Here is a 12,867-nt window from a genome sequence, read left to right on the forward strand (position 1 = left end):
CCTAGGAAGAGGGCGTGCGGCACCATGAAACTGTTTGAATGCCTCGGCTGCGGCCAGCCGGTCTATTTCGAGAATACCTCCTGCGAAAGCTGTGGCCGCCGGCTCGGCTACCTGCCGGATATCGGCGTGCTCAGCGCGCTGGAGCCGGCCAACCATCGGCCGGCGCAGGACCCGCCACCCGATCTCAATGCCGCCAACCCCGGCGCCACCAATGGCGTCTGGCGCGCGCTGGCCGCGCCGGAAAAGCGCTGGCGCTTCTGCATCAACGCGCAGCACGATGCCTGCAACTGGCTGGTCGAGGCCGAGCCGAAAGGCGCGCCGCCCAACCCCGACGCCTATTGTTCGGCCTGCGCCCATAACCGCACCGTGCCCGATCTCTCCAACCCGGTGCATCTGAACAACTGGCGCCGCATCGAGAGCGCCAAGCATCGCCTGTTCCACGGCATCCAGCGGCTCGACCTGCCGCACGAGACCCGCGACGAGGACCCGGAGGAAGGCCTGGCCTTCGACTTCCTGCCCGATCCGCCCGACCCCTCGGCGCCGCGCATCATCACCGGCCACGATAACGGCCTGATCACCATCAACCTGATCGAGGCCGACGACGCCAAACGCGAGAAGATCCGCGTCGCCATGCACGAACCCTATCGCACCCTGCTCGGGCATTTCCGCCACGAGGTCGGGCATTACTACTGGGAGCGCCTGGTGCGCCGCGCCGGCGACAACTCGGAAGCCATGAGCGGCTTCCGCGCGCTGTTCGGCGACGAGCGCGAGGATTACGCCGAGGCGCTGAAGCGCCATTACGCTGATGGCCCCTCGGCGAGCTGGCAGGACGGTTTCGTCAGTGCCTATGCCGCCGTGCACCCCTGGGAGGATTTCGCCGAGACCTGGGCGCATTACATGCATATCGTCGACACGCTGGAAACCGCGGCCGCCTTCGGCCTGCGGGTCAAGCCGCGCATCAGCCGCGGCGAGGAGATCGGCACCCGCATCGATTTCGATAGCTACCAGGCCGAGAGCATCGACCAGCTCATCGAGGGCTTCCTGCCGATCACCTTTGCGGTGAACAGCCTGAACCGTTCGATGGGCCAGCCCGACCTTTATCCCTTCGTGCTCAGTCCGCGCGCCATCGAGAAGCTCGGCTTCATCCATGCGCTCTGCCGCCATGCGCGCGAGGGCCTGCCGCAGATCACCATCCAGGGTCAGCAGCAGATCGGCGGCCAGCCGCCGATGCTGCAGGCGCGCCAGCCGCAGGCGTCGCCGACCGCTGCGCTGGCGCCACTGCCTGAAGGCCTCGCCGACGAACCGGTGACACCGCAGACCGCAGTCCTGATCGCCGTCGCGGCACAACTGGCCGAGGGCGCGGCCCGCTAGGTTATCATTTCTTCGCTATACCAGCCCTGCCCGGAGGCTTTAGAATCAGGGGCAGGCCGCATCGCTGGGATGCGGTGGAGAGGGAGCTGGAGCATGGATCTCCAGAAGGCCGACAGCCGGGCAGCGCGCCGGACGATCCGGCTGTCGCCGCGCGCCATGACCTTCGCCTTCACGGCTCTGGTCTGTCTGGTGCTTGTCGGTCTCGACACCCTGGTCCTATGGAAGGACCGCAACGCCACCATCACCTATGCCCGGCAAAATACGGACAATTTGGCCCGCTCGATCGCGCAGCATGCAGAGGACACGGTTCGCGGCATCGACGGCGTGCTGTTCGGCCTGGCCGGGCGCCTGGCCAACAAGGGTGATGCCAGCAGCGTGGGCCAACTACGCAAGACCTTCGACGATCTGATGGCGGTGCTGCCGCAGATCGCCGGTCTGTCCTATATCGATGCACGCGGCGATGTCGTGGTCAGCACCGCGACCGACGGTGCGATTAACGTCGCCGACCGCACCTACTTCCAGGTCCATCGCGACCGGACGGTGTCCGGCGCCTTTCTCGACAAGGTGATCCAGAGCCGCGCCACCGGCGGTTTCGTCATTCCAGTGACGCGCCGGATCGATGCATTGGACGGCAGCTTTGCCGGCGTCATCGTCGCCACGGTCAGGACCGATTATTTCCAGGCCTTCTACCAGAATTTTGATATCGGCCCGAACGGCTCGATCCTACTCGCTTCGGGCGATGGCTTCCTGCTGGTGCGGCGACCATTCAGCGCCGACAATATCGGTCGCGACCTGCGCCAGGGCGGCATCTTCCGCGACCACCTGCCGAAGAGTCCGGTCGGCAGCGTGGAAATCCGTTCCTCCACCGACGGCGTGGTGCGGCTGAACAGCTATCGCCGGATCGAGTCCTATCCGCTGGTGGTCGCTGTGGCGCTGGCGCAGAACGATATTCTGGCCGAATGGTACGACAGCGCCGGCAATTTCATCCTGGGTTCGATCCTGCTGGCGGTGATTCTGGGCGGTCTAGGCCTCTACCTCACGCGCCAGATCGGCCTGCGTCAGACCGCGGACCGCGCTGCGCAGCAAGCTGCCGAGGCCTATCGCGAGATTGCCGACGGATCGCGCGACATGATCGTGCGGCTCGGCCTCGACCTGACTCGCCACTATGTCTCGCCGGCCTCCATCGACATCATCGGCTACACGCCCGAAGAGGCGATAAAAATCCATCCCCTCGATCAGATTCATCCCGAGGATGCGCCAGTAGTGCAGGGGGTGAGCGCGCAGATGGCGGGTGGGCAGGACCGCGGCGTCTCGGTCAACCGCATCCGTCACAAGGATGGTCATTGGGTCTGGGTCGAGGTGAACTTCCGGCTGATCCGTGATTCGGCGACTGGGGAGCCGCGGGAAATCCTCGGCACCATGCGCGACATTTCGGCGCGCAAGCAGGCGGAAGAGGCGATGGAGCAGGCCAGGGCCGAGGCCGAGCGGGCCAATCAGGCCAAGTCCGATTTCCTAACCTCGATGAGCCATGAGCTGCGCACGCCGATGAACGGCATCCTCGGCTTCGGTCAGCTTCTCTCCACCAACCATTTCGGCACGCTGTCGCCGCGCCAGACCGAATTCGTCCAGGCCATCCTCGACAGCGGCAAGCATCTGCTCGGCCTGATAGACGACATCCTGCAGCTCAGCAAGATCGAGGCCGGCAAGCTGACCATCATGCCCGAGCCGGTGGCGCTGCTACCGCTGCTGAAATCGGTGGTCGCCAATCTGCAGGGGGATGCGCGCAAATACGGCATCACGCTTTCGGCGGGCGAAGCTGGGCTCGGCATGCCCGAAATCCGGGCGGACAGGGTGCGGCTGGCGCAGGCGATCATCAATCTGGGCACCAATGCGATCAAGTACAACCGGCCCAACGGCCGCGTGACCATCGGCTGCGAGCTGCTCGACGCCGGTCATGTGCGCATCAGCGTGCACGACACCGGGATCGGCATCCCGCTCGAGCGCCAGAGGGAACTGTTTCAGCCCTTCAACCGGCTCGGCGCCGAACGCGGGGTGGTGGAGGGCACCGGCATCGGTCTGTCGCTGACGCGCAAGCTGGTCGAGCTGATGGACGGCACGCTCGGCTATACCAGCAGTCCGGGCGAGGGAAGCTGCTTCTGGATCGATCTGCCGGTCAGCACCGACGAGATGGAGATGGCCGAGGCCATCGTCGCCGCGCCTGCGGCGACGATGGCGGCGACGCCGCAGCGCACCGGCTATTCGATCCTCTATGTCGAGGACAATCCGGGCAATCGCACGCTGATGCGCCATATCATCGGCACGCTGAAGGATGTGACGTTGATGGAGGCGACGACCGGCCAGGCCGGCCTTGCCATGGCAAGCGAGACCCGGCCCGACTTGATCATCCTCGACATCAACCTGCCAGATGTCAGCGGCTTCGCCCTGCTGCAGCAGCTTCGTCTGCAGCCCGAAACCGTGCTCACCCCGGTGTTGGCGCTCAGCGCCGATGCGATGCCGCAGAGCGTGGAGCGCGGCCTGGAAAGCGGTTTTTTCCGCTACCTGACCAAGCCGCTGAACGTAGAGGCGCTGCTGCGCGCCATTGACGACGCCCTGACGGAGGTGGAGCAGCGCGACCGGCCACTGCAGGCGGGCGCCGCTTCCTAATCGCCCAGGTGATAGACGAAGGCCGAGAGGATGCGGTCGACGGTGACGCCATCCTCGGCCAGCGGCGCATGCACGAATTCCACATCGGCGAAGTTGAAGCGGAAGGGGATGTTGACCCGGCCGCGCCAGTGCACGGCCGTGCCGCTCTGCACCACGCGCCGGCGTGGATCGAGGATGCGGGCCTGGCTGTCGTCGGGCTTGCTTTTGTCGAGATTGACGCTGGTTTCGAGATAGCGGTTCATCAGCGGTACGGGTGCGGCGCGCAGCACCAGCTCGCCGGCGACGCGCACGAAGAAGCGCAGATCGCCATGCTCTCCCGGCCGTACCTCCACCAGCACCAGATGCTCCAGCATATGCCGCAGCATCATCGGATCGAAGGCGGCGCGCGCCGGCAGGCGATCGGCGGGATGGATGCGCTGCAGGTAACGCAGGAAGTCGGCGATCAGAGAGCTCCTGGTCGCCGCCAGCGCCGCCGTGATGGCCGCCAGATTGGGATGCGTCAAGCCTGCTCGCCGCCGCGGTAGAAAAAGGCCGAAAGGATACGGTCTATTCTACGGCCGTCGTCGGCCAGCGGACAATGCACGTATTCGAGATCGTCGTAATCGAAGCGGAATTTCATGCGCGGCGGCCCGCGCCAGTAATAGGCCCGTCCGCTTTCCACCACCTGACGACGCACATCGGCGATGACATTGCTGCGCTCGCCAGCGGGGCCGGGCGCCAGCAGCTTGCCGTCCAGCTCGTCGAGATAGCGGTTGGCCATCGAGACTGGTGCGGCATTCTGGATCACTTCGCCCACCACGCGCATGTAGAAGCGCGGCGGCTCGGGCAGGGGACGGCGATGCACCTCGGCCAGCACCACATGGCCCAGCAGCGCCGGGATATGCATGGGGTCGAAGTCGCGCCGTCCCGGCAGGCGGTCGGCCGGGTGGATGCGCTGCATGTAGCGCAGGAAATCGGCAATGACCGAACTCTCCGCCGCATCGAGCGCGGCGGTGATGGCGGCGAGGTTCGGGTGGATCGCTGCGTCTGACAGAGTGAATAGTCCCGTATGAATGCGGGACTATTCTCGCAAGGGTAGGGTTAAAGGTGTGTGGATGCCGGATGTGGCCGGCAGCTCCGGCTTCGGTCCGCCTGGCTTAGAAGATCGTGGTGATGCGGTTGATGAACACGGCCAGGATCAGGGCATTGACCGCCATGCCGCCCACATGCATCAGGCGCATCCGCCGCACCGCGCCCGTGTCGCCGGCATCGCGGGCGACGATCTCGGCATCGATGCGCTGCAGGAACCAGCGGCGCCCCATGAAGGCCGCGCCCGCCAGCAGGCACATGGCGACGGCGAAGACCGTGTGGTTGGTGGCGGCATAGGCAAAGGTGGCAAAGCCGCCGGTGACCATCAGCATCAGGAAATAGCCACTGAACATGGCGCGCATCAGGCGCGGGATGGCGGGATGCGACAGCCGCACCAGCAGGAAGGCCGGGCAGGCCAGCAGCAGGTAGCCCATCGGGAACAGCAGCACGATGGTGGCGAAGAGGGCGAGCGGTTCGGGTGTCGTCATGGTCGTCTCATGCGGGACGTGCGGGCAGATGGTCTGCCGTATCGGATGCGATTATACGCCTGATTCCGACAGTTGCCGCATTGGGCTTTGGTATAGAAACGGTCGTGGGAGGGCAGGGGCATCAACGGTGAGATCGGCCTTATGGCCTAATGATGCGACGGCTTCTGACGATGTGGTGCATTCGTCCATTCGGCCAAATGCCAAGCCTGGCCGCAGGCGATACAGTTCAGCTTTCAACGACAGCAAGGTGCGGCAATGCCTCCTCTCTATCACTGGCTTCGGCTTTTCCTCGATGGCATCAGAACCCTGACCGTCCTGTTGGTGGTGTTGAGTGCTTTAAATCACTGATTTTATTTGTTTTTCCATTGGAACAAAATGTTCTTTTTTTGTTCTTATTCCTGCAAACCTGCGGTATCATGTCTTTCCTGTGCCTTCCAGCAGGAGAAAAGCCATGTCGCCACGCCGCGAAGCCTATGACCCGTTCAAGGATGAAACCCTTGGTACGGCTGACGAAACGCCCTGGGTCCCGCCGCCCGCGCGCGTTTCCAAACCGCCCCGCAAGCGCCCGCAACTGATCGACTGGCGCGGCGTCGCGCGCCGGATCGCCGAGGGCGAACGCATTCCGCTCATCGCCGATGCGCTTCACATCCCTGAGCAGCGCATCTGGTCGCATCTGCACAAGAGCACGCGGTTTGCCACCTATGTCCGCCTGGCGCTGGAGCGGCAGCGCGAGCTGACGCGCGCGCAGTTCCCGGCGCTGGTCTCGGCCACCCTGCGGCGCGGCATCATGGGCGATGCGGCGCTGCCCGCCGATGTGCTGGGCTGGCTGAGCGCCGAGATCAAGCAGAAGGAGGCCGTGGCGGCGGCCGAGATCACGGATCGTCTGCGTGCGGCCTGTGGCGCGCGGCGTCAGCAGAAATGTGCAACGCCGGTTGTGCAACCACCCGCGCCGATTTCACCAGCGCTAGAAACGAAGCCAAACGAAGCCCAAACACACGAAACGCCGCGCAGCCAAAGCCGCGCGGCGCCTGTGAGTGAAGAGATAACTGTCAGTTCAGCAGGGCCGGATGCGTCAGGCCGGAATCCCGTTGCCGGTGCGCACCCGCTCCAGCAGCCGGTCCATGAAGGCCTCGCAGAGCGCGACCTGCTCCAGCGCGATGAACTCGTTGGGCTTGTGGGCCTGCTCGATATTGCCGGGCCCGCAGACGATGGTGGGAATGCCCAGCTCGGAGAACAGCCCGGCCTCGGTGCCGAAGGCCACCTTCTGCACGCGGTTGGCACCGGTTAGCGCTTTGGCCAGTTCGATCACGCCGGCGCGGTCGTCGGTCGACAGGCCGGGGAATTCCGACACCTGGCTGAAGGTGAAGCCGGCATTGGGATCGATCGCCTTCAGCTCGGGCTCCAGCTTGTTTTTCGCATAGGCCACCACCTCGGCGAACAGCGCGTCAACATCGTCCTGCGGCAGGTAGCGGATCTCCCACAGGAAGTAGCAGTCCTTCGGCACGATGTTCAGCGCCGTGCCGCCATTCACCACGCCGGTATGCAGCGAGGTGTAGGGCGGGGCGAATTCAGAATCGAACGGGCCGTTGTCGCGCTTCTTGCGGGCCAGCGCCTTGATGAAGGCGATCAGCTCGGCGGCGGCTTCCACGGCATTGGCGCCCTGGTGGGTCAGCGAGGAATGGCATTCAAAGCCGCGCACATCGACGCGCCAGCTTTTCTTGCCCTTGTGCTGGGCGATCACCTGCATCTCGGTCGGCTCGCCGACGATGCAGGCCTTGGGCCGCACCGGCATTTTCTTCAATGTCTCGATCAGGCGCTTGGCGCCGAGGCAGCCGACTTCCTCGTCATAGGTGAAGGCGTAGTGGATCGGGGTTTCCAGTTTCTGCGCCAGGAATTTCGGCGCATAGGAGAGCGCGATGGCGACAAAGCTCTTCATGTCCGAGGTGCCGCGGCCATACAGCCGGCCGTCCTTCTCGACGATCTTGAAGGGATCGGTGTCCCATTCCTGGCCATCGATCGGCACCACGTCGGTATGACCCGACAGCACGATGCCCGGCTTGTCCTGCGGGCCGATGGTGGCATAGAGGTTGGCCTTCTTGCCGGTCTCGTCATGCACCAGCGTGCTGTCGACGCCGAGGCCTTTCAGGTGGTCGCGCACCCAGTGGATCAGGTCGAGGTTGGAATCGCGGCTCACGGTCGGCATCTCGACCAGCTGCGTGATCATGTCGAGGGCATTTTTACTGGGCTTGGGGGAGGTCATGGGGAGTACCTTTGTTTTACCAACGGTGTCATGCCCGGCCTTGCGCCGGGCATCCACGTCTTTGATTGCTCAGTTTGTAAGGCGTGGATGGCCGGGACAAGCCCGGCCATGACACAAAAATCGCTAGTTGGACTGGAGACTCTTGATTTGGGCGTCGAGGTCGTCGGCGATGAAAGACTCCACGATCTCGTCGATGCTGGCATCGACGGTGAAGCCCATGTCGGTGGCGCGCTGCGAGCTGGTCGCGCCGGGCCAGCCGTCGACGATCTTCTGGATCGCCGCATCGGGCGTCCAGTGGATGGTGCCGACCTTGCGGTTGGCGCCCTTCAGAGCCGGGGTCGCGCGCTCCACGGCGGCCGCCATCTCGCCGGCGGTGACGCGGATGCCGCTCAGCAGCAGCGCACGGTCCTTGCCGAATTTTTCCGCCGGCAGGTCATGGGCGCGGATGAAGGCATCGACCACGCGGCGAGGAGAGAGGCAGGCCATCGGGCTGTCCGGCCGCACGGGGCAGATCGCATCGACGCCCGAGAGCGGTTCGCGGATGATCGAGCTGGCCCAGGTGCTGGCGGCTTTGTTCGGCTTGCCCGGGCGCACCATGATGGTGGGCAGCCGGATGCTGCGGCCATCGAGGAAGCCCTTGCGGCTGTAGTCGTTGACCAGCAGCTCGCCCGACAGCTTCTGCACGCCGTAGGAGGTGGTCGGCCGCTGCGCCGTGCTGTCGAGCACGATTTTCGGCAGGTCGTCGCCGCCATAGACGGCCACGGAAGAGGCAAAGACCACGCGGGCTGGCTTAGGGAGCGCGCGGCAGGCTTCCAGCACATGCCTCGTGCCTTCGAAGTTGACGCGATAGCCACCCTCGAAATCGGCCTCGGCGCCGGCCGAGACGATGGCGGCGAGATGGAAGACGGAATTGGTGTTGCTGCCGATCAGGGTTTTCACCGCGGCGGCATCGCCGATATCGCCGGCCAGAATGGTGACCTTGGGATCGATGGGCCCGGCCGCCTTCACGGTGTCGAACAGGGTGATATGCGCGATCGGCTGCGGCTTGCCATCCGGCCCGGCCAGCGTGCCGCGGCGCAGCAGTTCCTGGACCAGTTTCTGTCCGATGAAACCGGCGCCGCCGGTGATGACGACATTGATCATGGACGCTCCTTGCGGAAAGAAGCGCCCACGCTAATCACCTCGGCGCGGCCAGACAAGGCGCAGGGCAGTGGTACAGCCCATGGTACGGCGAGTGCGGTGCAGCAGCCCTGCGCGACAGATCAACGCAGGGGCGGCGGGCCGTCCCGGCGATCCGGGCGGTCGGGGCGCGGCCCATCAGGACGGTCGGGTCGTTCAGCGCGGCGCGGCGACAGGCCCGGCGGACCCATATGCAGCAGGCGCTCGGCATATTCCTGCCGCTCCGCCGGCGTCATCGCGTCGGCAGCGGCCAGCAGCCCGGCCTGCATGCTTTGCTGGAAATCGTCCAGCCGGTCGCGATGCTGGGCCAGCAGGCTGGCGAATTTCGCGCGGTCGAAAGGCTCGGCGGCCAGGGTCTCGGCCAGCTCGCGGCGCATCTGGTGGAAGGGCGGCTGGCCCGGCTTGCGGGTCTCCTCCACCGCCTTGCGGAAGGCCTGGGCGGCATGGTCGGGCAGGCGGCGCGCCACCTGTTCCTCGACATGGCTGGCCGGCATGCGGTTCATGCTGCGGTGCTGCCAGACGCGCGTGCCGGCGAAGCCGATGAGCGCGAGGTTGACCGCGACGGATACGATCAGCCCGGCGGCGAGCCAGCGGTTCATCCGGGATTTCGGCGCAGCAGGGGAAGTGGCGGTGTCGGCCATGATGACTCAATCCTCCAGCGAAACCGGCGTCGCCGCAGCCAGTTGCAGCGTGACGATATCGTTCTGCGTATCCAGCAGCGCAACATTGGTGAAGCCCGCGCCGATGCCGATGGCCAGCGCCAGCGCCAGCGCGGCGAACTGCGGCACCGCGCGGCCGGTGGGGAACAGCAGGCCCAGCGCCTCGGCGATCTGGCTGCGCCAGCCGGCATTGACGGCAGGGCGCGCGGCGATCTGCGCCAGGATGCGGCTGCGCAGCGCATCGCTCGGCTCGACCGAGGGAAGCGCGGCGTTCAGCAGCAGGGCATCGAAATGCGCGGCCTCGCGCAGCAGCGCGCGGGCCGGCGTCGAAGACTCCAGCAGCCGGTCGGCGGCTTCGCGGTCGGCCTTGGGCCAGCGGTCGAGATCGGCGCCCCAGGCATCCAGCAGGTCGGTGAAACGGTCCATATCCATGACTTACTCCTTGTCCCGACCGTTGCCGCCCAGGCTGGGCGCGAGGTCGTCGCGCAAGCTACGCTTGGCGCGGATCAAAAGGGATTCGAGCGCGCCGACGCTGATATCCAGCGCCTTGGCGGCATCGATGTTGCTCTCGCCTTCCCAGAAGCAGAGCAGGATGGCGGCGCGCTGGCGCTCGGGCAGCTTCTGCAGCGCGGTGGCGACGCGGTCGCCGGTCTCGTGCGCCAGCCGCGCTTCATAGGGCGAGGCGGTCTGTTCGTCGATCGGTTCGGGCTGGTCGTCCAGCACCGCCATCTTCGGCTTGCGCCGGCGGTCGATGCTGAGATTCACCACCACGCGGTTGAGCCAGGTCTTGAAGCTGGCGCCGCCATCGGCGCGCCAGCGGCCGGCATGCTGCCAGACGCGCAGGAAGGCTTCCTGCGCCACCTCCTCGGCATCGGCGCGGTCGAACAGCACGCGGTAGGCCATGGTGACGGCATGGCGCAGGTATTTGTCGACCAGCAGGCGATAGGCCGCGTGGTCGCCACGGGCGACCCGCTGCATCAGCGCGGCGTCGACATCGCTCATGGGCTCAGCCGGCCTGGTTTCCAGGCGCGGCAGGGCGAGGGAAGCGAACATGGGAAACAGTCCTGCTCATGCCGTTATCGTCTGGAGGGTTACACGGGGGCATGGGCGGATTCCTGCGCCCGGAATAGGGCGGTTTTCAGGCAGGCATCAGGCCGAAGATCAAGCCTGGCCGGCGGCTTCCAGGGCTTTCAGCTCCTCGGTCAGGCGGGCGATCTCGGCGCCCACCGCCTTGGCGATGTCCGGGGCGTCCCAGTCGCGGTACTGCTGCTGTTTGTAGGCCAGCGCGTTGCGGTAATACATCCAGGCATTCAGGCGGCAGCGCACATAGTTGTTCTGGGTCTTGATCACCTTGCCGGGGCTGCCCACCACGACGGAGTTGGCGGGGATCACGGTGCCTTCCTTGAGGAAGGTGTGGCCGCCGATGATGCAGTTATCGCCGATCACGCAGCCGTCCATGATGGTCGAGCCGATGCCGATCAGGCAGTTGTCGCCAATCGTGCAGCCATGGATGGTGCAGTGATGGGTGATCGAGACATGGGCGCCCACATAGGTGCCGGTCTGGCTGCCCACATGCAGCATCGAGAAATCCTGGATGTTGGTATGGGCGCCGACCACGATCTCGTAATTCTCGGCCCGCATGGCGACGTTGATCCAGACCGAGGCGCCTTCCTCCAGCCGCACCTTGCCGTAGATCTGCGCGGTGTCGTGGATATAGGCCGGATTGTTGAGGACCACGTCGGGGCCGTATGCGGGCATTTTTCTTCCTCCGTCTGGTTGGGGCCAGCTTATCCAACGCGGACAGGGGGAGAAAGGTGCCCCGGAGACGAAAAGGGCCTCCCGCCAGGATCACATGGGGGAGGCCCGTCACCGTCACATATGGACGCGCTTACTTGGTGGCGTCTTTCAGGAAGGCGATCAGGTCGGCGACCTCGCTTTCCTTCTTGATGCCGGGGAAGACCATCTTGTTGCCGGGGATGTAGCCCTTGGGATCGGCGATGTATTCAGCGATGGTCTTTTCGTCCCACACCACGGCCTTGGCCTTCATGGCATCGGAATACTTGAAGCCGTCCATGCTGCCCGACTTGCGGCCGAACACGCCGGCGAGGCTGGGGCCGACGGCATTCTTGCCGGCTTCCAGCTGGTGACAAGCACGGCACTTGGCGAAGGATTTCTTGCCCTCCTCCGGATTTCCGGCCGCCCAAGAAGCGCTGGGGGCGGAAGAAATGCCGACCAGGCCGAGGGCGGCGATACCGAGCAAAAGACGCAACATATGGGGGGCTCCTTCAATCAAGGGTACGAGTCGCTGGAGGAAAATAATCCGACAGCGAAAAAAGTAGCACAGCGACTCGGGAAAGGAAGCGTGACGCGGTGTCGCATTTACCGGTGCTTAAGACGCCGCTGCGTAGTCTGCCCCGCCTGAGTGCAGGGGAAGTGCTGTATGAACATGATGGCCAATCTGGAGCGGGCGCGGCTGCAGGCGATGCTGACGGCGGGCAACGATGTGTTGCTGGTCCAGCGCGATCTGGCGGCCAAACGCAGCAACCTGGTGGCCGAACTCCTGCGCGGCGAAGAGGATTTCTTCGAGCAGCAGCATTATCCCGTCGGCGATGTCTTCGATCCCTCGACCGGCGCGCAGTATTACTACCATGCCCATCGCAACGACGACCGCGAGCACGGGCATTTCCATATCTTCCAGCGGCCGCATGTGCAGGCCGAGCAGTTCGAGCCGGCCCGCTATGTGAAGGCGGGCGTGGGCCGCTGCTCGCCCGAGGAAACGATCGGCAAGCATTGGCCGCGCGGCGAGCAGGCGCTGGCCCATATCGTCGGCGTCGCCATGGATCATTACGGCCAGCCGATCCGGCTGTTCACCACCAACCGCTGGGTGACGGACGAGACCTGGTTCCCGGCGCGCGAGGTGATCGCGATGCTGAGCCGCTTCGAGCTGCGCCATGCCTGGCCCTCGCAGGAGGTGAACCGCTGGCTCAACGGCCTGCTGCAGCTGTTCCAGCCCGAGATCGTCGAGCTGATCCGCCGCCGCGACGCCGCCGTGGAAGCCCGCGGCCGCGCCAATCCGCGCGGCGACGCGCTGGAAGACCGCAGCCTGGAAGTGACCGCTTCGCTGGATATCTCGGTGGAACGCCGGGTGCGCCAGCTGCGCCGCTCCTTAGCGGCCTAA

The 12,867-nt window shown here is 65.3% G+C and carries 13 protein-coding genes; 3 read left to right on the forward strand and 10 right to left on the reverse strand.

Annotated elements, in window-relative coordinates; all coding sequences use genetic code 11:
• Positions 1-24: 24 nt before the first annotated feature.
• Entirely contained in the window at positions 25-1,371 is a 1,347-nt protein-coding gene (locus AC1RRT_RS17115) for a zinc-binding metallopeptidase family protein (RefSeq protein WP_493015021.1), read from the forward strand.
• 93 nt (positions 1,372-1,464) lie between these two features.
• A complete protein-coding gene (locus AC1RRT_RS17120) occupies positions 1,465-4,035 on the forward strand; it encodes an ATP-binding protein (RefSeq protein WP_493015022.1) in 2,571 nt (856 codons plus the stop codon).
• On the opposite strand, the gene AC1RRT_RS17125 is transcribed toward AC1RRT_RS17120, so the two are convergent.
• From AC1RRT_RS17125 to AC1RRT_RS17170, 10 genes are all read right to left on the reverse strand, one after another.
• Positions 4,032-4,538 (reverse strand): PAS domain-containing protein, encoded by a 507-nt coding sequence (locus AC1RRT_RS17125; RefSeq protein ID WP_493015023.1) that lies wholly within the window; start codon positions 4,536-4,538, stop codon positions 4,032-4,034. The two genes, AC1RRT_RS17120 and AC1RRT_RS17125, sit on opposite strands and share 4 nt — an antisense overlap.
• The gene (locus AC1RRT_RS17130) at positions 4,535-4,975 is read right to left on the reverse strand and encodes a PAS domain-containing protein (protein ID WP_493015024.1); all 441 of its coding nucleotides are present in this window, start codon (positions 4,973-4,975) and stop codon (positions 4,535-4,537) included. The genes AC1RRT_RS17125 and AC1RRT_RS17130 overlap by 4 nt, the downstream gene beginning before the upstream one ends.
• 196 nt (positions 4,976-5,171) lie before the next feature.
• Positions 5,172-5,591: a hypothetical protein gene (locus AC1RRT_RS17135; RefSeq protein WP_493015025.1), complete on the reverse strand. Its 420-nt coding sequence runs from the start codon at positions 5,589-5,591 to the stop codon at positions 5,172-5,174.
• 1,072 nt (positions 5,592-6,663) lie between these two features.
• Positions 6,664-7,851 (reverse strand): acetylornithine deacetylase, encoded by a 1,188-nt coding sequence (gene argE, locus AC1RRT_RS17140; RefSeq protein ID WP_493015026.1) that lies wholly within the window; start codon positions 7,849-7,851, stop codon positions 6,664-6,666.
• A 123-nt stretch (positions 7,852-7,974) separates the two neighbouring features.
• Complete coding sequence (gene denD, locus AC1RRT_RS17145) at positions 7,975-8,994, reverse strand: D-erythronate dehydrogenase (protein ID WP_493015027.1); 1,020 nt, start codon at positions 8,992-8,994, stop codon at positions 7,975-7,977.
• 119 nt (positions 8,995-9,113) lie between these two features.
• Positions 9,114-9,671 carry a periplasmic heavy metal sensor gene (locus AC1RRT_RS17150; protein WP_493015028.1) on the reverse strand — a complete coding sequence of 186 codons (558 nt, stop codon included), beginning with the start codon at positions 9,669-9,671 and terminating at the stop codon, positions 9,114-9,116.
• Positions 9,672-9,677: 6 nt separating this feature from the next.
• Positions 9,678-10,121 carry a hypothetical protein gene (locus AC1RRT_RS17155; protein ID WP_493015029.1) on the reverse strand — a complete coding sequence of 148 codons (444 nt, stop codon included), beginning with the start codon at positions 10,119-10,121 and terminating at the stop codon, positions 9,678-9,680.
• Between the two features lie 3 nt (positions 10,122-10,124).
• Positions 10,125-10,742 carry an RNA polymerase sigma factor gene (locus tag AC1RRT_RS17160; RefSeq protein WP_493015030.1) on the reverse strand — a complete coding sequence of 206 codons (618 nt, stop codon included), beginning with the start codon at positions 10,740-10,742 and terminating at the stop codon, positions 10,125-10,127.
• Between the two features lie 108 nt (positions 10,743-10,850).
• Positions 10,851-11,447, reverse strand: coding sequence for a gamma carbonic anhydrase family protein (locus AC1RRT_RS17165; RefSeq protein ID WP_493015031.1), 597 nt, complete (start codon positions 11,445-11,447; stop codon positions 10,851-10,853).
• Positions 11,448-11,577: 130 nt separating this feature from the next.
• A complete protein-coding gene (locus AC1RRT_RS17170) occupies positions 11,578-11,961 on the reverse strand; it encodes a c-type cytochrome (RefSeq protein ID WP_493015032.1) in 384 nt (127 codons plus the stop codon).
• A 168-nt stretch (positions 11,962-12,129) separates the two neighbouring features.
• Here AC1RRT_RS17170 and AC1RRT_RS17175 point away from each other — a divergent pair, with 168 nt between their 5' ends.
• Positions 12,130-12,867: a DUF6969 family protein gene (locus tag AC1RRT_RS17175; RefSeq protein WP_493015033.1), complete on the forward strand. Its 738-nt coding sequence runs from the start codon at positions 12,130-12,132 to the stop codon at positions 12,865-12,867.

The organism is Ferrovibrio sp. GW821-FHT12B10 (assembly GCF_058807515.1).

What these genes read in the sequence shown, in the direction of transcription:
- AC1RRT_RS17115 (WP_493015021.1), top strand. Translation starts at nt 25, where the DNA reads ATGAAACTGTTTGAATGCCTCGGCTGCGGCCAGCCGGTCTATTTCGAG.
- AC1RRT_RS17120 (WP_493015022.1), top strand. Translation starts at nt 1,465, where the DNA reads ATGGATCTCCAGAAGGCCGACAGCCGGGCAGCGCGCCGGACGATCCGG.
- AC1RRT_RS17130 (WP_493015024.1), bottom strand. Translation starts at nt 4,975, where the DNA reads ATGCAGCGCATCCACCCGGCCGACCGCCTGCCGGGACGGCGCGACTTC.
- AC1RRT_RS17135 (WP_493015025.1), bottom strand. Translation starts at nt 5,591, where the DNA reads ATGACGACACCCGAACCGCTCGCCCTCTTCGCCACCATCGTGCTGCTG.
- argE (WP_493015026.1), bottom strand. Translation starts at nt 7,851, where the DNA reads ATGACCTCCCCCAAGCCCAGTAAAAATGCCCTCGACATGATCACGCAG.
- denD (WP_493015027.1), bottom strand. Translation starts at nt 8,994, where the DNA reads ATGATCAATGTCGTCATCACCGGCGGCGCCGGTTTCATCGGACAGAAA.
- AC1RRT_RS17150 (WP_493015028.1), bottom strand. Translation starts at nt 9,671, where the DNA reads ATGGCCGACACCGCCACTTCCCCTGCTGCGCCGAAATCCCGGATGAAC.
- AC1RRT_RS17155 (WP_493015029.1), bottom strand. Translation starts at nt 10,121, where the DNA reads ATGGATATGGACCGTTTCACCGACCTGCTGGATGCCTGGGGCGCCGAT.
- AC1RRT_RS17160 (WP_493015030.1), bottom strand. Translation starts at nt 10,742, where the DNA reads ATGTTCGCTTCCCTCGCCCTGCCGCGCCTGGAAACCAGGCCGGCTGAG.
- AC1RRT_RS17165 (WP_493015031.1), bottom strand. Translation starts at nt 11,447, where the DNA reads ATGCCCGCATACGGCCCCGACGTGGTCCTCAACAATCCGGCCTATATC.
- AC1RRT_RS17170 (WP_493015032.1), bottom strand. Translation starts at nt 11,961, where the DNA reads ATGTTGCGTCTTTTGCTCGGTATCGCCGCCCTCGGCCTGGTCGGCATT.
- AC1RRT_RS17175 (WP_493015033.1), top strand. Translation starts at nt 12,130, where the DNA reads ATGAACATGATGGCCAATCTGGAGCGGGCGCGGCTGCAGGCGATGCTG.